Source organism: Candidatus Dormiibacterota bacterium, assembly GCA_035532035.1.
Classification (GTDB): domain Bacteria; phylum Vulcanimicrobiota; class Vulcanimicrobiia; order Vulcanimicrobiales; family Vulcanimicrobiaceae; genus Tyrphobacter.
On sequence record DATKRS010000004.1, the window covers coordinates 160,941 to 185,299 of the forward strand.

The 24,359-nt window shown below is 66.0% G+C and carries 20 protein-coding genes; 16 read left to right on the forward strand and 4 right to left on the reverse strand.

What is annotated here, in order from left to right; translation table 11 throughout:
- The first annotated feature begins 4 nt into the window (after positions 1-4).
- Genes argF through VMV82_01420 form a run of 7 tightly spaced genes read left to right on the forward strand, consistent with a single transcriptional unit; the run spans position 5 to position 7,411 of the window.
- A complete protein-coding gene (gene argF / locus VMV82_01390) occupies positions 5-997 on the forward strand; it encodes an ornithine carbamoyltransferase (GenBank protein ID HUY40210.1) in 993 nt (330 codons plus the stop codon).
- Positions 994-1,455 (forward strand): arginine repressor, encoded by a 462-nt coding sequence (gene argR, locus VMV82_01395; protein ID HUY40211.1) that lies wholly within the window; start codon positions 994-996, stop codon positions 1,453-1,455. Before argF ends, argR begins: the two co-directional genes overlap by 4 nt.
- Positions 1,452-2,693 (forward strand): argininosuccinate synthase, encoded by a 1,242-nt coding sequence (locus VMV82_01400; GenBank protein HUY40212.1) that lies wholly within the window; start codon positions 1,452-1,454, stop codon positions 2,691-2,693. The genes argR and VMV82_01400 overlap by 4 nt, the downstream gene beginning before the upstream one ends.
- Positions 2,690-4,081: an argininosuccinate lyase gene (argH, locus tag VMV82_01405; protein ID HUY40213.1), complete on the forward strand. Its 1,392-nt coding sequence runs from the start codon at positions 2,690-2,692 to the stop codon at positions 4,079-4,081. The genes VMV82_01400 and argH overlap by 4 nt, the downstream gene beginning before the upstream one ends.
- Positions 4,078-5,043: an N-acetyl-gamma-glutamyl-phosphate reductase gene (gene argC, locus VMV82_01410; GenBank protein ID HUY40214.1), complete on the forward strand. Its 966-nt coding sequence runs from the start codon at positions 4,078-4,080 to the stop codon at positions 5,041-5,043. The genes argH and argC overlap by 4 nt, the downstream gene beginning before the upstream one ends.
- A complete protein-coding gene (gene argJ, locus VMV82_01415) occupies positions 5,043-6,230 on the forward strand; it encodes a bifunctional glutamate N-acetyltransferase/amino-acid acetyltransferase ArgJ (GenBank protein ID HUY40215.1) in 1,188 nt (395 codons plus the stop codon). The genes argC and argJ overlap by 1 nt, the downstream gene beginning before the upstream one ends.
- Positions 6,227-7,411 (forward strand): aspartate aminotransferase family protein, encoded by a 1,185-nt coding sequence (locus tag VMV82_01420; GenBank protein ID HUY40216.1) that lies wholly within the window; start codon positions 6,227-6,229, stop codon positions 7,409-7,411. The genes argJ and VMV82_01420 overlap by 4 nt, the downstream gene beginning before the upstream one ends.
- On the opposite strand, the gene tsaD is transcribed toward VMV82_01420, so the two are convergent.
- Positions 7,394-8,476 (reverse strand): tRNA (adenosine(37)-N6)-threonylcarbamoyltransferase complex transferase subunit TsaD, encoded by a 1,083-nt coding sequence (tsaD, locus tag VMV82_01425; GenBank protein HUY40217.1) that lies wholly within the window; start codon positions 8,474-8,476, stop codon positions 7,394-7,396. The two genes, VMV82_01420 and tsaD, sit on opposite strands and share 18 nt — an antisense overlap.
- Here tsaD and VMV82_01430 point away from each other — a divergent pair.
- Genes VMV82_01430 through VMV82_01440 form a run of 3 tightly spaced genes read left to right on the forward strand, consistent with a single transcriptional unit; the run spans position 8,463 to position 10,327 of the window.
- The gene (locus VMV82_01430; GenBank protein HUY40218.1) at positions 8,463-9,110 is read left to right on the forward strand and encodes a hypothetical protein; all 648 of its coding nucleotides are present in this window, start codon (positions 8,463-8,465) and stop codon (positions 9,108-9,110) included. The two genes, tsaD and VMV82_01430, sit on opposite strands and share 14 nt — an antisense overlap.
- A gap of 60 nt (positions 9,111-9,170) precedes the next feature.
- Complete coding sequence (locus VMV82_01435; protein HUY40219.1) at positions 9,171-9,953, forward strand: hypothetical protein; 783 nt, start codon at positions 9,171-9,173, stop codon at positions 9,951-9,953.
- Positions 9,950-10,327 carry a GntR family transcriptional regulator gene (locus VMV82_01440; GenBank protein HUY40220.1) on the forward strand — a complete coding sequence of 126 codons (378 nt, stop codon included), beginning with the start codon at positions 9,950-9,952 and terminating at the stop codon, positions 10,325-10,327. Before VMV82_01435 ends, VMV82_01440 begins: the two co-directional genes overlap by 4 nt.
- Here the strand turns inward: VMV82_01440 and VMV82_01445 are convergent.
- The 3 genes from VMV82_01445 to thrS are packed head-to-tail and all read right to left on the reverse strand — an operon-like array spanning position 10,324 to position 14,103.
- Positions 10,324-11,625 (reverse strand): MFS transporter, encoded by a 1,302-nt coding sequence (locus VMV82_01445; GenBank protein HUY40221.1) that lies wholly within the window; start codon positions 11,623-11,625, stop codon positions 10,324-10,326. The genes VMV82_01440 and VMV82_01445 overlap by 4 nt on opposite strands.
- Positions 11,529-12,386: a hypothetical protein gene (locus tag VMV82_01450; GenBank protein ID HUY40222.1), complete on the reverse strand. Its 858-nt coding sequence runs from the start codon at positions 12,384-12,386 to the stop codon at positions 11,529-11,531. The genes VMV82_01445 and VMV82_01450 overlap by 97 nt, the downstream gene beginning before the upstream one ends.
- Position 12,387: 1 nt before the next feature.
- On the reverse strand, positions 12,388-14,103 hold the full coding sequence (gene thrS, locus VMV82_01455) for a threonine--tRNA ligase (protein ID HUY40223.1): 1,716 nt from the start codon (positions 14,101-14,103) through the stop codon (positions 12,388-12,390).
- Between the two features lie 143 nt (positions 14,104-14,246).
- Between thrS and pstS the strand changes: the two genes are divergently transcribed.
- The 6 genes from pstS to VMV82_01485 all read left to right on the forward strand — a co-directional run bounded on the left by pstS (position 14,247) and on the right by VMV82_01485 (position 24,350).
- Positions 14,247-15,305 (forward strand): phosphate ABC transporter substrate-binding protein PstS, encoded by a 1,059-nt coding sequence (gene pstS, locus VMV82_01460; protein HUY40224.1) that lies wholly within the window; start codon positions 14,247-14,249, stop codon positions 15,303-15,305.
- Between the two features lie 74 nt (positions 15,306-15,379).
- A complete protein-coding gene (gene pstC / locus VMV82_01465) occupies positions 15,380-16,354 on the forward strand; it encodes a phosphate ABC transporter permease subunit PstC (GenBank protein ID HUY40225.1) in 975 nt (324 codons plus the stop codon).
- Positions 16,351-17,202, forward strand: a complete 852-nt coding sequence (gene pstA, locus VMV82_01470) for a phosphate ABC transporter permease PstA (protein HUY40226.1) — start codon at positions 16,351-16,353, stop codon at positions 17,200-17,202. Before pstC ends, pstA begins: the two co-directional genes overlap by 4 nt.
- 14 nt (positions 17,203-17,216) lie before the next feature.
- Positions 17,217-18,719, forward strand: a complete 1,503-nt coding sequence (locus tag VMV82_01475) for a hypothetical protein (protein HUY40227.1) — start codon at positions 17,217-17,219, stop codon at positions 18,717-18,719.
- A 64-nt stretch (positions 18,720-18,783) separates the two neighbouring features.
- Positions 18,784-20,292, forward strand: a complete 1,509-nt coding sequence (locus VMV82_01480; GenBank protein HUY40228.1) for a TIR domain-containing protein — start codon at positions 18,784-18,786, stop codon at positions 20,290-20,292.
- On the forward strand, positions 20,289-24,350 hold the full coding sequence (locus VMV82_01485) for an ATP-binding protein (GenBank protein HUY40229.1): 4,062 nt from the start codon (positions 20,289-20,291) through the stop codon (positions 24,348-24,350). Before VMV82_01480 ends, VMV82_01485 begins: the two co-directional genes overlap by 4 nt.
- Positions 24,351-24,359: the final 9 nt, after the last annotated feature.

Genomic DNA, 24,359 nt, shown 5'->3' on the forward strand with positions numbered 1-24,359 from the left:
GAAGATGGCGATTTCCCTCGTTCCCCCTGGTGTCACCCCGGGCGCTTCCACGCTGCGAGGACGGAACTTCCTCGAGGTGACCGACTTCACGGCCGGCGAGCTGGAGCGCATCTTGCAGCTCTCCCAGTATCTCAAGGTCCAGGGTCGGGGCGAGCAGCGGACGCTCCTACGCGATCGGACCCTGGCGATGCTCTTCGAAAAACCGTCGTTGCGCACGCGCGTTTCGTTCGAGGTCGCGATGACGCACCTGGGTGGCGAAGTGCTCTTCGCGCAGGGCGCAGAGTTCATGGTCGGAACGCGTGAGACGCCCGAGGATGCGGCGCGAGTGCTTTCGCGCTACGTCGACGCCATCGTCATTCGCACCCACGAGCACGAGCCGCTACAGCGCTTCGCCCAAGCAGCGACGGTGCCCGTGGTAAACGCGCTCTCGGCGCGCGCACATCCGTGCCAGGCACTGAGTGACATGCTCACGCTGCGCGAACGGTTCGGGACGATTGCGGGATTGCGCGTCGCCTACGTCGGCGACGCGCGCAACAACGTCGCGACGTCGTTTGCCGAAGCCGCGGTTCTCTTGGGCGCCACGGTGCAGTTCGGTTGTCCGCCGACCCATCGGCCGTCGGAATCGTATCTCGCGAAACTCGACGGCTTGGGCTCGCGCAGCGGCGGCTCCGCACGCGCGTTCAGTAACGCCGTACGCGCGGTGCGCGGCGTCGACGTCGTCTATACCGACGTGTGGACCTCGATGGGGGAAGAGCGCTACCGCGAACGCAACGACGCCATGCTGCGTCCGTACGCCGTAACCGAGGAGTTGTTCGGATACGCGCAGGAATCGGCGGTTTTCATGCACTGCCTGCCGGCGCATCGCGGTGAAGAGACCGTCGCGGGCGTGATCGACGGCCCGCGTAGCATCGTCTTCGATCAAGCCGAGAACCGGATGCACGCGCAAAAGGCCTTGCTCGTGGCTTTGCTTACCGAACTGAAAGGACTACCGGTATGAAGGAGAATCGGCAGCGCGCGATTTTGACGCTCGTCGCCACGAGGCCCGTGCACTCGCAGGACGAGCTCGTCTCGCTGCTCGAGCGGCAAGGCTTCGAGGTGACGCAGGCGACGGTGTCGCGGGATATCAAGGAGCTCGGCCTTGCGAAGGTGCCGCTGCGCGAGAACGGCAGCGAGATCTTCAAGTACGTCGTACCGGCCGCAGCAGCGAACTACGTAAGCCGCCTGCATCGCGCGGTTGCTGAGCTGGTGACCGATATCGCGGGCAGCCTGAATCTCATCGTGCTGCGGACGCCTCCAGGCAGCGCGATGCTCGTTGCGTCGGCGATCGACGAAGCCGGATGGCCCGAGGTGCTCGGAACCGTCGGAGGCGACGACACCGTGCTCGCGATCGTGCGGTCGGCGGAAGAGATGCCCGTCGTCAAGCAACGTTTCATGGATTTGAGGAGCGCAGCATGAATCGCATCGTTCTTGCGTATTCGGGAGGGCTCGACACCTCCGTTCTGCTCAAGAAGCTCGTCCTCGAGGGAAACGACGTCGTCGCGATGACGGCCGATCTCGGCGAGAGCGACGCGTCCACCGCGCTCTCGACGGATGCGTCGAGCGGCGACCCGGCTGCGGAGCTCGAACACGTACGTGCCAAAGCCATCGCGCTCGGGGCTGCGGAGGCGGTCGTCGTGGACGCACGCGGACGCTTCGTCGAGGACTACGTCTACCGCGCGCTTCGCGCGAACGCGAGGTACCAAGGCGTCTATCCGCTGTCGGCGGCGCTCTCCCGGCCGCTGATCGGGGCGCTCCTGGTGGAAACGGCCCACGCGACGGGCGCGAGCGTCGTGGCCCACGGCTGCACCGGCAAAGGAAACGATCAAGTACGCATCGAGCTTGCCGTTCGGGCGCTCGATTCGCGCATCGCCGCGCGCGCGCCCCTGCGCGAGCATCCGCTTTCGCGCCCCGACGCGATCGCATTTGCGCGCGAGCACGGCATTGCCGTAAAGCACACGGCGGAGAGACCGTATTCGATCGACGCGAACCTGTGGGGGCGCTCGATCGAGGCCGGGATCCTCGAGAACCCATGGAACGCGCCGCCTGAAGACGCCTACGCGTGGACCGCATCACCCGGCACGCGTCCGGGGAAGCCGGACGAGATCGTCGTGCATTTCGACGACGGCGTGCCGTCGCTCGACGGCGACGGCGGCCCCGCGATGATCGCGCGTTTGAACGTGCTCGCCGGCAAGCACGGGATAGGCCGAATCGACATGATCGAAGATCGCGTCATCGGCATGAAATCGCGGGAAGTGTACGAGGCGCCGGCAGCCGTGACGTTGATCCTCGCGCATCAGGCTTTGGAACGCTTGGTGCTAACCCGAGACGAGCTGCGTTTCAAGGCGTCGTGCGATCAAAAATATGCGGAGCTGACGTACGATGGGCTTTGGATGTCGCCGTTGCGCGCCGCGCTCGATGCGTTCAACGCAACGAGTGCGTTCCGCGTCACGGGAGACGTTCGCGTACGCCTGCACCAGGGAAACGCAATCGTCGTCGGTGCGAGGGCTCCGCTCGCGCTCTATGAAGAATCGCTCGCCACGTACGGCCAAGGCGATGCGTTCGATCACCGCGCTGCCGACGGTTTCATCCGTCTGCACGGTCTGCCGCTCGACCTCGTAGCCCGCGTTCGAGAGCGCCCGGTGGAGGCTCGGTGAGACCCCCAGAGCTGCAGTGGGGGGGGCGTTTCGCGCACCACCCGGATGCGTCGCTTCTCGCCTTCGGTTCCTCGCTCGAGGACGATCTCGTTCTCGCGCCGTTCGACGTCGCGTGCTCGCGCGCGCACGTGGCGGCGCTCGAGGGCGGGAAGATCGTCGATGAACGCGTGGCGTCCGCATTGCGTGAGACGCTCCAGCGCGTCGGCGATGAGATCGAGCGTGGTGCGTTCGACGAGATCGCGCGGGCAACGGGCGCGGAAGACGTCCACGGTGCGATCGACGCACGCGTACGCGAGTTGTGCGCCGACGGAGAATCGCTTCACGCGGGTCGCAGCCGCAACGATCAGGTTGCAACGACGCTGCTGCTCTATGCCCGCGAGCGCGCCGAAGAGGGCGAAGCCGTCTCGCGCACGATCGTGCGCGAGTTGTTGGCACGCGCAAAGGACGAGCTCGCGGCGCAGACGCTGCTTGGTGCGATGACGCACTGGCAGCCGGCGCAGCCGGTGCTGCTCTCCTTTTGGCTCGTTGCCGCCGCCGAGCCGTTCGTGCGGGCGATGCGGCGCTTCGCGGATGCACGGGCGGAGTGCGCGCGCTCGTGTCCGCTCGGATCGGGTGCGGTCGCCGGATCGACGCTGCCGCTCGACCGCGAGGCGGCGGCGCGCGTGCTGGGATTTTCTGCGCCGTCGCGCAACGCCATGGACGCGGTAGGAACTCGTGACGGCGCGCTCGACGTCGCGCATGCATTCGTCCGCGCCGTGACCGACGCGTCGCGCGTCGCAAGCGAGCTCGTGATCTGGTGCACGCCGGCGTTCGGATACGCGCGTTTGGGAGATGCGTCGTCGACCGGATCGAGCCTGATGCCGCAGAAGCGCAACCCCGATCCCTTTGAGCTCGTGCGCGGGAGTGCCGCCGAGCTCGCAGGCGCGTACGCCGGCGCTCTTGCGTCGCTCGGTGGGCTCGCGCTCTCATATCACCGCGATCTGCAGCAGACGAAGCGTCTGGCCATGTCGGCGATCGAGCGCGGATTGGCGGCGCTCCACGCGTTCTCGCGCGCGCTCGCCGACGTACAGCTCGCGCGGGGGCCGATGAACGCCCACGCCGCGGACGGATATGCCGTCGCTACGGACGTTGCTGACGCGCTGATTTTGCGTGGCCTCTCGGCGCGGCGCGCGCACGCGCTCGTGGGCGCGGCCGTCGCGCATGCCGAACGGGAGGGCCGCGATCTCGCCGCGTCGGATCTGGTTCTCGCCGCTCGGGAGAGCGGCCTGGAGGCGTTGGAGGCGCCGCTCGACGCAGGGAGCTCGGTTCGGGCAAAACGCACGAGCGGTTCCACGAATCCCAGCGAAGTGGCACGTACGATCGCGGACCTGGAAGCGGAGCTCGCGTGACGCACGTTCACGTGTGGGGCGCGAGCGGCTACGCCGCCGCCGAGGCGATTCGGTTGCTCGAGCACCATCCGTCCGTCGAGCTGGGCGCACTCGAGAGCCGCAGTCACGGCGGCGATCTCCTGGCGGATCACTTCCCGTTGTTGCGAAGGTCGACGAGGCGCTTCGACCCGGAAGGAAGCGTCGTCGCGCGCCTGCGCAGCGGCGACGTCGTTTTCGCCGCCGGCGCGCACGGCGAAGCGCTCGCGCTCGTTCCGGCGCTGATCGAGGCCGGCGCACGGATCGTCGATCTCTCGGCGGACTACCGGCTGGACGAAGACGCCGCGTACGGCTTGACGGAATGGAATCGCGCGACGATCGCTGCGGCAAGCGTCGTGGCGAATCCGGGCTGCTATCCCACTGCGGCGCTGCTCGCGCTCCTGCCGCTCGCCGCGCTGGGCACTGCGCAGCACATCGTCGTCGACGCGAAGAGCGGCATCAGCGGAGCCGGCAGAACGCCGAACGTCGGCTCGCTCTTTGTCGAGATCGCGGGCGATATTCGCGCGTACGGCCTCGACGGCCACCGCCACCAGCCCGAGATGGAACGTGCGTTGCGCGCCCACGGAGTCTCGGCGCCCTTGCTCTTTACGCCCCACGTCGTGCCGCTCTCGCGCGGCATGCTCTCCGACGCGTACGTCGCGTTCGCGCAAGCACCGCCGGAGCGAGAGATCCGATCTGCGTTCGCGGCCGTCTATGGCGGATCGCCGTTCGTTCGTCTGCTCGACGCGGGGCGGGCCCCGAGCGTTCGAGCGGTGGTGGGCACGAACGACGTCGAGCTGCGCGTCGACGTTCGCGGGAGCGTCGTGCGGGTGCTCTGCGCGCTCGACAACTTGGGTAAAGGCGCGGCGGGCCAAGCGGTGCAAAATCTCAACGTCATGCTCGGCCTGCCGGAAGAGACGGGGCTTCAGGAGCGCGCGGTCGTTTGATGACGAGACTGAAGGGCGGCCTCGGCTGCGTATCGGGTATCCGGCTCGCCGGCGTCCACGCGGGCATCAAAGCGCGTAAGCGCGATCTCGCGCTCGTGTTCTTTGACGCTCCGCAAGTCTGCGCGGCGGTCGTCACGACGAACGACGTCAAAGCGGCGCCGCTTCTCGTCAGCGCGGCACACCTGAAGAGATCGGGCTCGGCCATGCGTGCCGTCGTGTGCAACTCCGGGTGCGCAAATGCCGCGAGCGGCGAGCGCGGCATGCGCGACGCGCGAGCGACCGCGCGCCAAGCCGCGGCACTGCTCTCCCTCGCGGCCGAACAGGTCGTCGTCGCCTCGACCGGCGTCATCGGCGTGTACTTGCCGATGGACCGCATCCAAAAGGGGCTCGAACGCGCGGTCGAGCAGCTGGAATCCGGCGGGAAGTCGGCACACGACGCGGCGGAGGCGATCATGACGACCGACCGCGTGCCGAAGATGGCCGCGTACGCATTCTATCGCGGGAAGAAGCGATACGTGGTCGGCGGCATCGCCAAGGGCTCGGGAATGATCTCTCCGTCGATGGCGACGATGCTGGCCTTTATCGCAACGGATCTTCCCCTCGCGCAAGGCGCGCTGCAGCGCGCGCTGCGACCGGCCGTCGAAGAGAGCTTTAACATGATCTCCGTCGACGGCGACATGTCGACCAACGACGCCGTCTACGCCTTTGCGCCGTCCGGGAAGGGCGCGGCGCCGGCCGAGCTTGCCGCCGCGCTGCGTCAGGTCTGCCTCGATCTTGCGCACGCGATGGTCGCAGACGGCGAAGGCGCGACCAAGACGCTCGCGATGCGGGTTAGCGGCGCGCGTACGATCGCGCAGGCGCGCGCGATCGCGCGCGCGATCATCAATAGCAACCTCGTCAAGACGGCGCTCTACGGCGAGGATCCGAACTGGGGTCGCGTTCTGTCGGCCGCCGGCGCTGCACGCGCGGGGCTCGATCCTCAAACGTGGGCCCTGACGCTGAACGGAAAGCCGTGGGTCGAGCGCGGCGGCATCGAGGCGCTCTCGGAGGCCGAGGCGCGCCGCGAACTGGAGGAGACGAATGTGACCATGGAGTTGCATTTGGGCATCGGTACTGCCGACGCGACGGGTTGGTGCTGCGACATCTCACGCGATTACGTGCGCATCAACGCGAGCTATCGCACGTGAGTGCGCGCGGCCCGCTGATGAACACGTACAATCGTGCTCCCATCACGATCGTTTCCGGGCACGGGTGCACGCTGGTCGATTCGGAGGGGCGCCAGTATTTGGATTTCATCGCCGGCATTGCGGTCTGCGCTCTCGGGCATGCGCACCCGGCGATCGCGCAAGCCGTGGAGGACCAAGCGCGGCGCCTCGTGCACGCGAGCAACCTTTACGCGCAGGAGCCGTCTGGAACGCTCGCGCACGAGCTCGTTCGCCGCTCCGGGATGAACGCGGCATTCTTCTGCAACTCCGGAAGCGAGGCGAACGAAGCCGCGATCAAGCTGGCACGCAAGTGGGCGTTCCGGCGCAATGAGCCTCGCCGGACGACCATCCTCGCTTGCACGGGGTCGTTTCATGGGCGTACGCTCGGCGCGCTGGCGGCGACGGACAACGCGCGCTATCGCGAAGGCTTCGCGCCGCTACCCGCCGGCTTCGCGTTCGTTCGGTTCAACGATGCGGCGGACGTGCACCGTAAAGTGGACGATCGCGTGGCGGCGGTACTCGTCGAACCCGTCCAGGGCGAAAGCGGGGTGCATCCTGCGGAGGCGGAGTTTCTGCGCGCAGCGCGTGCCGCGTGCGACGAACGCGGCGCGTTGCTGATTTTCGACGAGATTCAGTGCGGCATGGGTCGCATCGGTCCGCTCTTCGCGTTCCAGCGCTTTGGCGTGCGCCCCGACGTCCTGACGATGGCGAAGGCACTTGCAAACGGTCTGCCGATCGGCGTCATGCTCGCCGGCGATCGCGCCGCCGGTGCATTCGAGCCCGGCGATCACGGCTCGACCTTCGGAGGATCGCCGGTGCCGGCGGCCGCCGCGCTCGCGCATCTGCGCGTGCGCGACGAACTCGATCTCGAAACGCGCGTGCTCGAGCGATCATCCCTGCTCTTCGAGAAGTTGCGCGATCTCGCGGCGAGACACGCGAGCGTGCTCGGCGCGCCGAGAGGGATCGGGCTGCTCGCCGGCATCCCGGTGAACGATCCCTGCGATGCGAAGGCGATCCAAGCGGCCGCGCGCGAGCGCGGACTCTTGCTCGGAACGGCCGGTGGAAACACGCTGCGCATCGCGCCCCCGCTGATCGTCAGCGAGGAAGAAGTCGCGCGCGGCGTGGCGCTCTTGGACGAGGCGATCTCAGCGACGTTCGGCTAAGCCGCGCGGCAGCTCGAAGGGGAGATTCGGGTCGGCGGTGAGCGCGAGCGGATCCACGCGAACGGCGTCGCGCTGATAGAAGGCAGCGGCGGCAATCATCGCGGCGTTGTCGGTGCAATAGTATCGCTCGGGGATGAAGAGCTCGACGCCGTTGCGCGCCGCCCACGCTCGCAGCGCTCGCTGGAGCCCGGAGTTTGCCGCGACGCCGCCGGAGAGAACGACGCAACGATATTCGCGTCGTGCGAAGGCCGCGTCGACGCGGGCGACGAGCACGTCGACGACGGCAGCCTGGAACGATGCGGCGACATCCTCCGTTTTCGCGCGCTTCCCCTCGGGCGTCTCGAGAAAATAGCGTACCGACGTCTTCAGCCCGGAGAAGGAGAGGTCGAGGCTTCCTCGGTCGGGACGGTGGCGGGGAAACGCGTGCGCGGCCGGGTTGCCGAACTGCGCGAGCCGATCGATCGCTGGGCCGCCGGGGTAGGGGAGGCCGAGCAGGCGCGCCGTCTTGTCATACGCTTCGCCTGCGGCATCGTCGCGCGTACGGCCGAGAATCTCCATTGCGATCGGCGACGAGACGCGAACGACCTGCGAATGGCCGCCGGAGACGAGGAGCGCGAGGAAGGGATACGGCGGCGGTTTCGAGCGCTCGAGAAATGCGGCAAAGACGTGTCCGTGGAGGTGGTTGACGCCGTAAAGCGGTTTGTCGAGAGCGAAGGCAAGGGCTTTCGCGCTGGCAACGCCGGCCACGAGGCTTCCGATCAGCCCCGGGCCGCGCGTTACCGCAATGCCGTCGAGATCGCCGAATCCCACGCCGGCGCGTGCGAGCGCGTCCTCGATCGCTGCTGTGAGCAATGCAACGTGCTGCCGGCTGGCAATCTCCGGCACGATGCCGCCGTACCTCGCGTGGAACGCGTCTTGATCGGTCGACACAGAGGCGACGACGTCTCGGCCGTCGCGTACGAGCGCGGTGGCGGTATCGTCGCACGACGTTTCGATGCCAAGCAAGAGCACGGGGGTGGAACTTCCGGTCCTCGTTGCGAAGCTCCGCTCGATGGAAAACGTCACCGAGATTCTGCGCCTTCCGTCGCCGGCCCCCAAGCCGCAGTCGCTTGCTTTCGACGGACGCCTGCTGTGGATGGGCTCGATTGCAACGAATCGGCTATACGCGCTGCGCCCCGCGCAATGGACCGTTGAAGAGGAGGCTGCCGCGCCGGGAAAGCCGTACGGAATGACGGTCGTCGGTGACGACCTGCGCGTCATCTGCAGTGAGACGGCCGAGGACCACCGCACGGTACGCCGCTTCGTTCCCGGCCACGGATTCAAGACGCAAGGCGCCATTCGCTGTCCGGACGACACCGGCTCGCAGCTCGGTTACGACGGCGATCTCCTCTACATTAGCCAGTGGTACAATCGGCGGATCGTCGGCGTCGACGAGAAGGGCGAGGTCGTGACGCAGTTCACGGTGCCGCATGGCATCTGCGGACAAGTGATTGTCGACGGCCGCTTCTATCTCGTGACCACCGACGACGAAGACACCGAAGAGTACTGGCTGACGCGCGTCGACGCGCGCAACGGCGTACCAAAATCCGAGGATCTGGCGCGCATACCCTTCGCGGCTCGGGCTCTCGCGTACGATGGATCGCGGTTCTGGACCAACCATCGCGAGCACGACGAGATCGTCGCCTTCGCTCATCCGTGAGGCGGTGCTTGTATTAAGGCATTGACACAAACAGCAGTTTTGTGTTAAGTTGCTAATACAATGAATACGGGAATCTTTACGGAGCAGTCGTTGGTCGTGTCTGCGATGGCGGCGATCGCCGGCGTGGTGTACGTCGGTCACGCGGTGCGCGCGTGGCGCTACGAAACGCAGCCGGCAACTTCGTGCGACGAGAGGCCCTCTTCTTCGTGTTCGTGCGACGAGGGTCCGTCATGGCCGCGTTACGGCGTCGCCGTCATCGCCTTCGCGCTGGCCGCGCTCGTCTTGCTCGGCATCGTGCAGCCGGTGATCGGATACGCCGTGCTCTGTCTGGCCATGGTAAGCGTCTTCGTCGCAGATCTCGCCTACGAGGAGCGCGCGCGACGGCGGCGCATCGCGTCGCTCTCTCCACGCCCGCGCGCCGATCTCGTGCCGGCATCGTGGGCGATCCTTGCCGCGCTGTCTGCGTTCATGGTCGCTCCGTATGCGGTCGAGAGCTCCGCTCGTGCCGCAGCGATCATCATCGGCGTCTGCACGCTGGTCATGGCGGCTATGGCCTGGCGCATTGCGGCCGCTCCCGAACAGCTTGCCGGCCGCGATCCACGCGCCGAGCGGATCCTCGACCGGGCTTCGCGGGCCAGGCGCTCCGGCCTTACCTCCGTTCTCGCCGTCGGCATCGTCTTCGTGCTCGCGTCCTTCTTCAACGAGAACGAGAGCCGGGCGCTCGTGACCCCGCTCGAGTTCGCGATCAACTTCACGTCGCTCGGCGTCTGGGCCGGCATTTGGGCGTGGCAGGCGCTCTACGTTCGCCGGCTCACGCGAGCGGCTATGACGATTGCTTCGTGAGCGATATATTCCTCGCGGTCGATCCCGACCTCGACGCGGCACCGTTCCAGCAAATCGTCGGCCAACTGCGCGCTTTCATCGAACGCGGCGAGCTGCGTCCCGGCGACGCGTTGCCGACGGTTCGTCAGCTTGCCGGGGATCTAGGCGTGGCGCCCAACACGGTCGCACGTGCGTACGCAGAGCTGCAGGACGAAGGTTGGCTCTCGAGCGACGGCCGGCGAGGCACGAGCGTCGCCGCGCGGACGCCGGCGGGAGACCCGCGTGCACGCGTCAGAGCGCTGCGCGACGACGTGGCGCGATTCGTCAAAGGGCTCGCGCACCGCGGCTACTCTCGCGAAGAGGTCGCCGACGCTTTGCGGTCGTTCGTTCGCTAGCGAAGGCTCAAGTCGCGGCGCTCGGGAGCGACGAGAAAGCCGATTGCCGTGAAGACGAGCACGGCGAGAAGGACGGCGAAGGCGATCGCCGAGAGCGCAGCGGCGTAGTTGGGCGCGCCGCCGGGCGAGGCGAAATGCGTCTTGGCGATCGTCGCCTCGATCTGTGCGGCCGGTGCGGAGATCAAGTTGCCGAGTTGGTACGTGAAACCGGGGAACGTGCCGCGGGCGTTGCTCGGAGAGATCTCGTTGAGATGCGCCGGGATGATTCCCCAAGCGCCCTGCACCATGAACTGCAGAAGGAACCCACCCAGTCCAAGGAGAGCCACGGTCGGCGCGTGCACCCAGAGCGGTACGGTGACGATGCCCAAAGCGGCGGCGATGAGGATTCCGTAACGCCTGCCGATTCTCTGGGAGACGGCCCCGAAGACCACTCCTCCGGCGATCGCTCCGATATTGTAAACGATCGCGAGCCACGCAACCTCGTGCACCGAGAGCCCTCGCTGCTGTTGGAGAAACGTCGGGTAGAGATCCTGCGTCCCATGTGACATGAAGTTGAACGCCGCCATGAGCGCGACGCTGTAGACGAAGAGCGGAGCGTAGCGCACGAGCTGGCCGAGTTTGAGCGCGCTGCCGGATGGCGAGCGGCGCGAGGCGAGCCACACCGGCGACTCCGGCACGTTCTTACGTATGTAGAAGATGAGGAGCGCCGGCAGAACGCCGATGGCGAACATGCCGCGCCATCCGATGACGTTGAAGAAGAGGCCGAAGACGATTGCCGCCAAGAGAAATCCGACGGAATAGCCTTCCTGCAGCAAGCCGGAAAAGAGGCCGCGCCTCCGCGGCGGCAACGACTCCATTGCGAGCGCCGCCCCGAGCCCCCACTCGCCGCCCATGGCAACGCCGTAGAGCGCGCGCAGGATGAGAAAGACGGTGAAGTTCGGCGAAAAGGCCGTGGCGAGCTCGATTGCGGAGTAACAGGCGATGTCGATCATGAGCGGCGTCCGCCGGCCGTAGCGGTCGGCGATCCATCCGAAGAACAGCGCGCCCAGCGGCCTGCACGCCAACGTCAGCGTGATCGCGAAGACGACCTCGGGAATGGCGCGGTGAAAATCGGTCGCGACGCGTGAGACGACGAACGTGACGAGAAAAAAATCGAACGCATCGAGCGTCCACCCGAGGAAGCTCGCGACGAACGTTTTACTCAGGGAGAGGCGCTCGGTGACGGGCTCGGCGACGGGCTCGGAGCCGGCGACGCGGTCGACGAGGGCCGCTCGTCCGCATAGAGCACGAAGAGCCACGTCTCACCGCGCTTGATCGTCACGTGCGGCGGCACGATCGTGAAGCGTACCGCATTTGCGTCCAAGGTCGACTTCGAATAGGAGCCGACGAATGTGTCTCTGCGGCGGCCGTGGAGTTCGGCCGTTTCGCGGAAGAGCTGAACGGCGAAGCTTCGCCCACCGATCTGGTCTTGCGGGAGAATGAAGTCGGCGTCGGCCGTGCCGGCGAGCAGGAGGTCCGCGCTCGTCGTCACGCGCAACGCGATGAGGGCCGTCGTTGCCACGGCGTGCGTGGCGGGATTTACCATCGCCGGCGCGTCGTGCGGCTGCGCCTCCAGATGCAGAGAGATTGACGGCGTGGCGGTCGGTGACGGTGAGGGGTGCGGCGACGGGCCGGATGACGGCGTCGGAGATGGGGACGGCGTGGGCGAAGGAGACGGCGTCTTCGCCGGTCGCGACGATGCACTTGTGCTGGGACTCGGCGATGAGGCCGGCTCGTTCACGTGCAGAATGCAGCTATACCCGTTCACGCTCGGGCATCGGATGCCGGTTGAGACTTGTGCGAGGGCGTACGTCGCGGTATCTCCCGGAGGAGCGCTCGGCGTCGCAGTCGGCTGGCCGGGAGGCGCGAGCACGCCGGGCGAGCCGCCCGGGAAGCCCGGCGCCCCTTGCACGCCTTGCTGGACCGGAGGCGTGATGCCGCCTTCGGAGCCGTATCCTCCGGAGCAGCTCGCGAGTGCGAGCGCGGCCGCTGCAAGAGCGATGAGTGTGGATCGATGCATGCTATCCTCGAGACGAGACGACGGCCCGCAACTCCTCGATAAAGGAGGGAACCGAGAGCGTGCGCTTCTCTTCGACGCTCCGCTCGTTCACATTCAGGGTTCGCTCCTCGACCTCTTGCCGTCCAACGACGAGGATGTACGGAACTTTCTGCGTCTTCCAGTGACGTATCTTATACCCGAGCTTTTCGTTGCTGTCGTCGACGTCCACGCGAAATCCCGCTCCGCGGAACTCGGCAGCCGCCTCGTGAGCGTAGGGCAACTGTTGCTCGGCAATGGGAACGACGACAGCTTGCACGGGGGCAAGCCAAGCGGGGAAAGCGCCGCCGAAATGCTCGACGAGGATTCCGAAAAAGCGCTCCATCGATCCGGCGAGGGCGCGATGAATCATTACCGGCCGGTGCTCCCGTCCGTCGCTTCCTCGATAGGACAAGTCGAAACGCTCCGGCAGCATGAAATCGACCTGCACTGTGCCGAGCTGCCAACTGCGCCCGATGGCATCACGCACGTTGATGTCGAGCTTCGGCCCGTAGAACGCACCGGCGCCGGCGTCGACGCCGTACGAGAGCTTCGCACGATCCAGAGCGGAACGGATCGCGGTCTCGGCGACGTCGTCGGTCGCGCCGCGCTGCAACGGCTCGCGCGTCGAGAGAACGCATGAGAAGTCCTCGAACTTGAACGCGCTCATGAGCCGCAGCGCCTCTTCGACGGTTTGCTCGAACTCGCGCTGTAGCTGTTCGGGCGTGCAAAAGAGATGCGCGTCGTCTTGGGTGAAGCCACGAACGCGCGTCAAGCCGTGAAGCACGCCGGAGCGCTCGAAGCGGTAGACGGTTCCGAACTCGGAGTATCGGAGGGGAAGATCGCGATAACTGCGCAGCCGGCCCTTATAGATGAGGATGTGACCCGGGCAGTTCATCGGCTTGAGGCGAAAGCGCTGTTCCTCGACTTCGAGCGGGCCGAACATGTTCGCTGCGTAGTTTTCGAGATGACCGGAGATTTCGTAGAGGCGTTCGCTCACGACGTGCGGCGTTATGACCGGCGCGTATCCGCGCTCGCGCAGCCCTTCGCGGATGAACCCCTCGACGATCTCGCGCACGACGGCGCCCTTGGGATGCCAAAAGACGAGCCCGCCGCCGGCCTCTTCCTCAATAGAGAAGAGATCGAGCTCGGTGCCGAGCTTGCGATGATCGCGACGCTGCGCCTCGTCTAGCTGATGCAGATACGCGTCCAGCTCGCGCTCGTCGTGCCAGGCCGTGCCGTAGATGCGCTGCAGCACCGCATTGCGCTCGTCGCCGCGCCAATAGGCGCCGGCTACGCTCTGGAGCTTGAACGCGCGAATCTCGCCCGTGCGCTTCGCATGCCCGCCGCGACAGAGATCGGTGAAGTCACCGATAGTGTAGAGCGTGATCGGCTCGCCGTTGGGAATCTGCTGCGCGATCTCGATCTTGTATGGATTGTTGGGGAACGCCGCGATCGCGTCCTCGCGAGAGACTTCTCGCCCGACCATTGGATAGTCGGCGGCGACGATTTCGTGCATGCGCTCCTCGAGCCGGGCGAGATCTTCGGGCGCGAACGGCGTCGCGCGGTCGAAATCGTAGTAGAAGCCGTTTTCGATCGCGGGGCCGATCGTCGGCTTGGCGTCGGGAAAGAGATCCTGCACGGCATACGCGAGCACGTGCGCGGCCGTGTGGCGCAGTTCGGGAAGCGGCGTTTCGGACATGAGCGCCGAGCTTTCGGCGCTCACCTGCAGCATGGCCTCTAAGCGAGCGACCGCATCGTGAAGAGCTTCGCCGGCTGGAGAAGTAAACGGGCGCGCGATGCGGCAGCGACAGGGCTACGAGCGTATAGAGCGTAGCAGAGGGGATGCTTGCTCGGCGATTTGCTGTCGCGCTCGGCCTTTCGGTTGCCCTCGCATCGTGCTCGCCGGCGGCCGGCACGGTACGTCTGCTCGAGACCGGATCCACGCTGATCTATCCGCTGATGAACCTCTGGGTCGCCGCGTATCAAGGGGAGCACGTCGACGTCGAGATCACGACGCAGAGCACGGGAAGCGGTACCGGGATCTCGCAAGCGATCGCCGGCGTCGCACAGATCGGCGCGTCGGACGCGTACATGCCGGATGCGGCGATGCGCGAACATCCGATGCTCAACGTTCCGCTTGCGATCAGCGCGCAAGTCATCGCCTACAATCTCCCCGGCCTGGGCGGCGTGCATCTTCATCTCTCAGGACCGCTGCTCGCCGCAATCTATGGCGGCCGGCTCGCGTATTGGGACGACCAACGCATTCTCGCCGAGAACGCAGCATTACGCGGCAGACTGCCGCACCGCGCGATCGTGCCGATCCGCCGGTCGGACGGCTCCGGCGACACGTTCATCTTCACGCAGTATCTCTCGGAGACCACGCCGTCGTGGCGTAGCGGTCCGGGGTTCGGAACGACCGTGAGCTGGCCGGCGAGCGGCACTGTCGGAGCGAACGGAAATCCCGGCGTCCTTCAAACGTGCGAAGACGCCCCGTACTCCATCGCGTACGTCGGCATCAGCTTCATGGATCAGGTCAACGGCGCGCACCTAGGATATGCGGCACTGCGCAACCGCGCAGGCGCGTACGTGCTTCCAACGACGCCGGCAATCGCTGCGGCGGCGGCGGCGCTCGTCTCCAGGACCCCGCGCGACGAGCGCATCTCGCTCATCGACGCGCCCGGTGCCGGTTCGTATCCGATCATCAACTACGAGTACGCGATCGTGAACCCGCACCAGCCCACGCTGCAGATCGAACGCGCGTTGGCCGGCTTTCTGGAGTGGACGCTCTCGACGCGCGGGGGGCAGCGCCCCGTCTTCCTCAATGCCGTGCACTTCATTGCGCTTCCGCCGGTGGTCGCGCGGTTGAGCCGCGATCAAGTAGCGCGGATAACATCTCCTTAAGGCGTCCCTAAACCTTGCGTTAGGCTGGACCATGCATGATGTGCCGGGGGTCTAGCGAAAGGGCTTCGCCGAGAATGGCAGTCCGACAAGGCGAGCTCCGGCCCGCCGTCATGCAGCGGGTCCGCACGCAGCCGCTCCTGCGGTATGCGACCGGAGCGTTCGCATTGACGAGCTTCGGGATCATCTTCCTGATGCTGCTCTTTCTGCTCGCGTACGCGTTTCCGGCGATCCGCTTCAACGGTACGGCGTTCTTCACGTCTCCGATTTGGAACATCGGCAACCAATATGGCTCGGCAACCGTTACGCGCGCCGGTTTCACCGCTCAGGCCGGTGCCTCGTTCGGTTCTCTCGTCTTCGTCTCCGGCACGCTCCTCTCGTCGTTCCTCGCGATGATCGCCGCCGTTCCGTTATCGCTGCTGGTGGCGCTGGCCATCGTTTATCGCGTGCCGGCCAGTCTCAAGCCGCTCGCCAACGCCGTAGTCGAGCTGATGGCGGGAGTACCATCGGTCATCTACGGGCTTTGGGGGATGATCGTGTTGGTGCCGTTCATCGGAAACCGGCTTTCGCCAACGGGAAGCGGAGACGGATTGCTCGCGGCGACGTTGATCCTGGCGCTGATGGTCGTGCCCATCATGGTGGCGACCACGCGCGACGTGGTTCAGGCGCAGCAGGCGTCGATTTACGAAGCGAGCATGGCGCTGGGCAGCACGTCGTGGCAGGCGGTGACGCGCGCCGTGCTGCCGAGCGTGCGCAGCGGCATTGCCGGATCCGTGCTGCTCGCCTTCGGGCGCGCCCTCGGCGAGACGATGGCAGTACTCATGGTGTGCGGCGCCGCGATCAACACGCTGCCGCACGGCATCTTTTCGCCGATCAACACCATCGCCGCAGTGATCGTCTCGCAGCTCGAGTCGGCGCTCACCGATGCGAGCGGCATGGCGCAGCGCTCGCTCGGAGAGCTCGCGCTCGCGCTCTTCGTCATCACGCTGATCGTAAACGCCGTTGCGCGAATCGTCTTGCACGGCGGCGACCGGTCGGGAGCGATCGGATGACGGTTCGAGCGTTCGCGCGCCTGACATCGCACTTCTGGTGGGCGCTCAGCATCGCCGCTCTCGGTCTCATCATTGCGATTCTGCTCTCGATCTTCGCGTTCGTCATCGTCCGCGGTGCACCCGCGCTACGCCCCGCGCTCTTCACGACGGTTACGTCCGGCGTGGCCGGCGGTTTGGCGAATGCGATTGCGGGGACGTTGTTGCTCGTCTCGATCGGCCTCGTCATCGCGGGAGTCGTCGGCGTCGGAACGGCATTGTGGGTCGTCGAATACGCGCCGCAGTGGGCGGCGCGCGCGGTGCGTTACATGATCGACGTGCTTGCCGGCGTTCCCTCGATCGTCGTGGGCTACTTTCTCTACGTCGCGCTCGTCGAAGGTCTGGGGTGGGGTTTCTCACTCGTTGCCGGGGCGCTCTCGCTCGCGATCTTCGTTCTCCCCTACGTCGAGCGTTCGGCCGACATCGCGCTGACGAACGTTCCGCGAGAGCTGCGTGAGGCGTCGGTGGCGATGGGAGCGCGGCAAGGCGTCACGATGCTTTCGATCGATCTGCCGTATGCAATGCCGGGGATCCTCACGGGGTTGCTCGTCGCGATCGGCATCGGCTTGGGGGAGACCGCGCCGCTCATCTACACGGCCGGCTGGTCGAACTATCTGCCGACGCTCGCACCGACGCATTCGCCGGTCGGGTATCTCACGTACGTGGTGTGGACGTACATCAGCCAGCCGTTTGCGGCGTCGCACGCGCTGGCCTACGCTGCAGCCACCCTTTTGATGGTATTCGTCTTCGCGACCAACTTGATCGCTCGCAGCTTTGTGGAGTATCGTTTCAGCGGGCGGCACAGTCATTGATCCCGGCATTTGCCGTGTTTGCCGCCGTCGCGACCGTGGCTCCCGTCGCGCGCGCGAATCCGGCGCCGAGGCCGACGCCGAATCCGTTTGTTTTCAACGGATACGTTCGCGCATACGAGTTCGCGCGGCAGAACGCAAGCAACGACTCCGGGGCCGTCAACCAGGCCTCGTTCGAATCCGCGCTGAGCGCGCACGCTGCGTACGATTTCGCCGGCGGACTTACGATCGGCGCGAGCTATCTGTTCGCCGATCCTCTGGGCACGTGCGATATCGTCACCGATCACGAGGCAGGCTCGCCGTGCATCATGCAGCGACCCCCGAACACGATCCCGGACGACACGCTCCCCGGCTATCAGCTCGGCACGCTGTACGAGGCCTACGCCCAGTACGTGCGCCGCGGGTTCTTCGTTCGCGCCGGCAACCAAGTCATCAACACGCCGTGGGCCAACGCGGCTGACTCCCGCGCGAAACCCGAGGCATTTCAGGGTGCGGATCTTTCGTACGCCTCGGGCCCTTGGCTGCTCGAAGGCATGGATATGTTGCGGTTCCAGAGCCGCACGTCGTCGTTCTTCACGAGAACGACGCTGCTGACGAGCTATCCGCCGACGGGAAACTCTGGGCTTGCCGGCAACTTCACGCCACCCGGAAACATCAGGTTTGCATCGACCGATCCCTTCGGAGCGATCGAGACGGGCGGCTTCGCCTTCGGACGCATTGCGTACGCGGCGCATCGGCTTTCTGGTGACGTCGACTACTATGCAATCCAGGACATCGCCGACATGCTCTGGATCGACGGCAAGTACGCATGGGCCGCCCGCTTCGATCCCTTCGTTGCGGTACAGATCGGCAGCGAACACAATGCGGGCCGATCGGTTATCGGAAAGATCGACAGCCAGATCTACGGTCTGCAGGCCGGTTTGAACGTCACGCCCTCCGTGCAGATCGTTGCCGGCTATGATGCGATGCCGTGGCACGACGATCTCGTCACGCTTCCGTCCGGCGTCACCTGCAGCAGCTCCACGCATCTGCTCCACATCCCGACGCCGGCCGGCGGCTATTACACGTTCCCGTACTTCATCCCGAACAACGCGCCGCAATGCGTCCCCGGAAGCGCGAAAGGAACGGCGCAGATCCTGTACGGCGGCTGGGCGAGCCCGTACACGGATAGTTACGTCTCCGATCCAATGTTCACCACCGAGATGACGCAAAGCGTCGCTGACCGGCACGTTGCCGGAATCTCGCTCAAGGAAGCCGTGGTTTTTACCTCGGCGGACCGCCGGTTCGTCGGCCAGCTGAGCCACGCGCAGTACGACGCCGGCAACATCGGCGGCAACGAAACGTCGTACGAGAACGACGCCGACGCGATGTACTTCGTGAATCGCGTGGTTCCGGGGCAGCGTTATCGCGGACTCCTGTTGCGCTATCGGTACGGGGAGCGCTTCTTCAGCGAAACGCGGATCTACGGCGGCATACCGCTCTTTAAATACAGCCGCGCGCAAGTGGAGTACGATTTCTAGACGGTTGACAGCCGTACCGGAGGAGCGGTGGAGGGTGCCGGCCGTGGCGCAGGGAAGCGTTTGCATGACAGCCGTGCTCGACGTTTTCATCAGTTATGCGCATGAAGATAACGACTACCCGCGTTACGGACAGCGCGGCTGGGTCGAATACTTCTATGAGGCGTTGAAGGCTCGGCTCAACGGGATTCGCCGCGAGGAGATCGCGATTTGGCGGGATCAGAGCGAGGCCCGCATCACCGGCGGCACGGTGCTGACGCCGACGATCAAAGAGAAGCTTTCGGACTGCGCGGTTCTCGTAGTCGTCGTCTCGCCTGCGTACCTTTCGTCGAAGTGGTGCGCCGACGAGCTCGGCTTCTTCCGCGATGCGGCCGGAAAGCGCGGAGGCCTCTGCGTTACGACCAAGTCGGGCAGCCTCTCACGCGTTCTGAAAGTTCTCAAGCTGCCCGTGGAGCTCGGTGGTTTTCGTACCGGCCTCGTTGAGGTCGACGACGCCGTCGGTTATCCACTCTACCAGCGGACGGCTGAGGGCCGGCCCTGCATTCCGCCGATCGAGCTCGACCCGCCGTACGGCGAAAACATCGGAACCGACTTCGGGCGCGCCGTGAACTCGCTCGCGTACGACATCGACGCGATCCTTCAAGGGATGTCTTCGCAGACGGCCGCCTCCGCAAGCGGCCGCAGCGGCAACGGCGCGCGCATCTATCTCGCGGAGACCAGCTCGGACATGGCCGATTACCGCGAGCGCATGCGGCAGGAGCTGGAGCAGTTCGGCTTCACGATCGCTCCCGCCGCCCAACAGTTTCCCGGTCCTAACTATGCGGAGATTGTGAAGAGCGGCCTCACGGGCGCCCGTCTCTCCGTCCATCTCGTCGGAGAATCGTACGGTCTCATTCCAGAACGCGCGGATCAATCGATCGTCGAGCTCCAGTACCGCGTTGCCGGAAACGAGGCCGCCGCAAGGCCCGAGTTTTCACGCATGGTATGGATGCCGCCGGGCGTTACTGCTTCCGAGGAGCGGCAGCGCGGATTCATCGCCACGTTGCAGGACGATCCGCATCTCGTAGTGGCGCCATTCGAGGATTTTAAGACGCTCGTGCACGATGCGCTCAAGCCGAAGGTCGAGCCGTCACACGCTCCGGCGCACGGCGACGGCATGCCCAAGAGCGTCTACCTGATCTTCGACGCTCCAGACCAGGTGCGCGCAAAGTCAGTCGACGATTGGCTCTTCGATCGTGGCTTCGAGGTCCTCAAACGCTCGGCGGAAACGAAATCACGCAAGCAGCTTGCGTTGCACAAAGAGTTCTTGAGAGCCAGCGACGGCGTCTTGATCTACTATGGACAGGCGACCGACGAGTGGCTTCAAATGAATCTGATCGAGCTGCGAAAGGTCTTTGCGACCGAGAGCCGCCGAAGACCGCCATGCGGCGTCGTTCTCGGCGATCCAAAGCGTCCCGACAAAGAGGGGTTCCGGAGCAATCTCGTTCACGTCATCCCTGGGTTCGGCGGATTCTCGCCCGATCGGCTGGAGGAGTTCGTGCACGATCTCGAGGGCACGCAGCCCGCGTCGGCATGACGGCGAGGTTCAATCCGTTCCCCGGCCTTCGCCCCTTCGAAGACAGCGCGGAGGACATTGCGGTCTTTTTCGGCCGCGACGACCAAGTCGACGAGCTGCTCTCGCGGCTTGCGCAACGGCGATTCGTCGGCGTCGTGGGGCAGTCCGGGTGCGGCAAATCGTCGCTCGTGCGAGCGGGTTTGCTGCCGGCACTCCACGGCGGTTTCATGGCGGGCGCAGGCTCGCGATGGCGCATTGCGGTCATGCGGCCGGGCAGCGCTCCCATCGAAAGCCTCGCGCACGCGTTGGAGGCCTCGGGCGCGCTCGCGAACGTTGCCGAGGACGGCGCGCTGCGCGTCGGTTTGACGAGCGGCGTCCTGCACGGCGGAGCACGCGGTCTCGTCGAGGTCGTGCAGCAAGCGCACCTGCAGAAGGACGAGAACGTGCTCGTCGTCGTCGACCAGTTCGAAGAGCTGTTCCGCTTTCGCTATAGCGTCGGGTCCGCATACGTCTCGGACGAGGCCGCAGCGTTCGTCAAGCTGTTGCTCGCGGCTTCGCGCGATCGGGACGTGCCGCTCTATGTGCTCGTCACCATGCGCTCCGATTTCATCGGCGATTGCGCGCAGTTTCGCGACCTACCCGAGACCCTGAACGAGGGGCTCTTCCTCGTTCCGCGGCTCACGCGCGATCAGCTCCGAGAAGCGATTGCCGGGCCGGTCGGCGTCGCGGGCGCGACGGTCGCTCCGCGCCTCGTCAATCGCCTGCTGAACGAAATCGGCGACGATCCCGACCAGCTTCCCGTCCTGCAGCACGCGTTGATGCGCACGTGGGACATCTGGCGTGCGAAGAAACGGCCGAAGACGCAGATCGACGTTGCAGAGTACGAAGCCACCGGCGGACTGTCGGAGGCGCTCTCGCGCCACGGCGACGAGATCCTCGAGAGCCTTTCGACGCAGCGCCTTCGCGCGATCGCCGAACGCATCTTCAAGGCGCTCACCGAGCTCGGCGGAGACAACCGCGGCATCCGGCGGCCGACGGCATTTGCGCGACTCCGCGAGATCGCCGATGCAAGCGAGGAGGAGGTCCGCCGAGCGATCGACGCGTTCCGCGCGTCCGGCGTCTCGTTCCTGATGCCGCCCGCGCAGGTAGCGCTCGAAGAGAGCACCGTCATCGATCTCACGCACGAAGCGCTGATGCGGACCTGGGTGCGCCTGCGGGACTGGGTCGAAGAAGAAGCCGAGGGCGCGAAGCTCTACCGCCGGCTCTGTGACAACGCGGAGCTCTACGCGCAAGGCAAGGGCATGCTGCTCGCGGACCCGCTGCTCTCGTTTGCGCAAGAGTGGCGTGCGTCCAATCATCCGACGGCCGAATGGGCGCAACGGTACGGCGGCGGGCTTGCTGGCGTCAACGCGCTGATCGACGAGAGCCGTGCTGCGGTCAACGCCGAGGTGGAGCGCCGCGCTGCGGCGGAGCGGCGAGAGCGCGAGATGGAGATCGAACGGCGGCGCAGCGCCGAACGCCTCGCGCAACGGACGCGCGTTCTCGCGTCGATGATGAGCGTGATCGCGGTTTTGGCGATCGGAGCGGCAATCGCCGCAGTCGGCTTTGCGGCGCGTGCGCGCAGCGCCGAAGGTGTAGCAAGACAGCAGGCCGCAGCAGCGCAGCGGCAGCAGCAGATTGCGCTGGCGCAACGCGCGATCGCGGTGCGCTATGGGTTCGCGGCGCTGAAACAAGAGCGCATCGCTCGCCGCGAAGCGTCGATCGCGCGGCAGCAAGCGATCATCGCACGGAACGAAACGATAATTGCGCGCGCCGCAGAGGCGAGAGCGGTTGCCGCTCGCCTGCAGGTCGTGCAGTATGCGACGCGCCAGCGCTACGAAGCGGGATCGGCCGAGCTTGCTGAGATCGACCACGGGATGTACAACAACCGGTACGACAACCGCGTCGCCGGACTGATCGGCACGGACGCGTACGCGGCAAGCCCCACGGGCGACGCGCGCTCGGTTCTCTTGACCGCCGCCTGGACCCCGAACGCGATCGGCCGCGTCGCGCTGCCGCCGTGGGATCTCGGAGCGGTCATCGCCCGCGGCCGCACGCTCGTCGTGCTCGCGGGAGCGAGACAATCGCGCTACGGGGATCCCGTTGCCGGCTCTCTGGTTGCCATCGACGCCACGACGCTTGCCGTCCTCGGTAGAACCCCCGCGGTGACGGCAACGTTTGTCTGCGGGTTCGAGGACGGCGCGCGCGTCGCCGTGGCGAACGCACGCGCAATCGCGATCTACGACGTACGGCCGAACGGCCTTGCCGTGCGTTCCGCAAGCGTGCCGAGCGCGGCGGTGCGCGCGCTTGCGTGCCTCCCGCACGGCGAGCGCCTGCTCTTTGTCGACGCGCGCAATACCTTGCGCGTCGCCACCCTCGGCGGCCGCGGATCGCGTGAGGTCGGGCGCGTGGAAGGCAGCGTGGACGGCATCGCCGTGTCGAACTCGGGAGATCGCGCGGCGGTGGCGACCTCCGACGGGAATGTCGCTATCTACGACCTGGTGACGGACCGGCGCCTCGCACGCCAAAGACTCTTTGGAGATCCCGCAAGCGATTGCTCCGCCGTCGCCGGTTGTGCGGCCGCGATGACGTTTACCTCCGACGAGAAGCAGGTCGCGTGGTACGACGCGGGAGCGCTTCACGTAGCGCCGATCGCCTCGGCTACGGACGCCTCGTACCCCTGCGCGGCATCGCTATGCGCGCACGCCTCGCTCGTCTATTATTCGACCGGATCCACGATACCGATGCTCGTCGCAGACGGAGGCGTCGTGGGGTACGATCCGGACAAGAAGCAGTTTACGCGGCAGTACGACGACGCAGCCGGCTCGCAGCGGCGCCCGCTGCTCGATCGGCAATTCGGAATGTACGTGACGCCCTACGACCCCGCGGGAGCGCTGCAGCCCAATCCGTTTCACAGCGGCTTGGCCGAGCAGTCCTTCTCGCAGGTGCAGGGCCCGTTGCGAGGGACGGTTCCCGACTCGCAGTGGGTGCAGAGCTTCGCGCTCACAGGACACGACGTGCTGATTCCCGGTGCCTCGGGCTACATCGGGTTCGACCTCGACCACCTGCGCGAAGCGTTCGACCGCACCTACGACGTGAGCTACCGGGTGCGCATGCGCGATTGCGGCGACGGCGCTCACGCCGTGACGTTCAACATGTTTACGGGCGCGGTGCAGGTGCTCGACATTCGGTCGTCCACGCCGCGCGTACTGCACGCCTTTACCGTCGGGCGCGTACCGGTACGTGCCGGGAAATATGCGTATTTGGTCAGCGTCGGGTACGATCCGAGCAGCGGGATCATCACGCTTCTTTCGTATTCGACGACCTTTGCAACGGTTCGCCGCTTCAATGTTGCAGGCCACGTGCTCATGAGCGCCTCGCGGGCGCAGCTCTTGGCGCACGCGAACATCGTCCCGAGCCAAATCAACAATTGGACCTTGAGTCCGCGCGGAAACTACGTCGCCGTTGCGGTGCAGAGCCCGGCGCAGGACGCGATTCTTCGCCCGAACGGCGCCCTCGTCGGACGCGCGTACTCGATCGACATGATTGCGCCGAACGAGCGGCTCGTGATCGCAGAGAGCCGGAGTTCGGCCGGCTTCGCAGAGTCGGTCTACCGGCTGCCCGACTGGGCGCAGGTCGGCATCACGAGCATTCCGGTGCAAGCCGAAGGTCTCGCCATCGCGCCGGACGCGCGTACCGTTGCGTACTACGACGAAGAAGGGGGACGGCAAGTGCTCCATCTCTACGACTACCAATCGCGGGCGTCGTACCGTACGGCGCTGCCGTCTCCGCCGGACCTGGGAAAGTATACCACGCTTACGTTCAGCGCCGACGGGAGGTACCTGCTGGCCTCGTACGACGATCCTCAGCAGTATCATCGACTCGCAGTCTTTGCCGTCGAGCCGGGCGCGTGGGCGAAGGCCGCATGCCTCATGGCGGGGCGCTCGCTCACGCTCGAAGAGTTTCGCAGCTACGCCGGCAGCGACATTCCGTATCGTGACGGTTGCCTGCCGTACGCGAACGAGATGTACCGCTGGTAGCCGTACCGA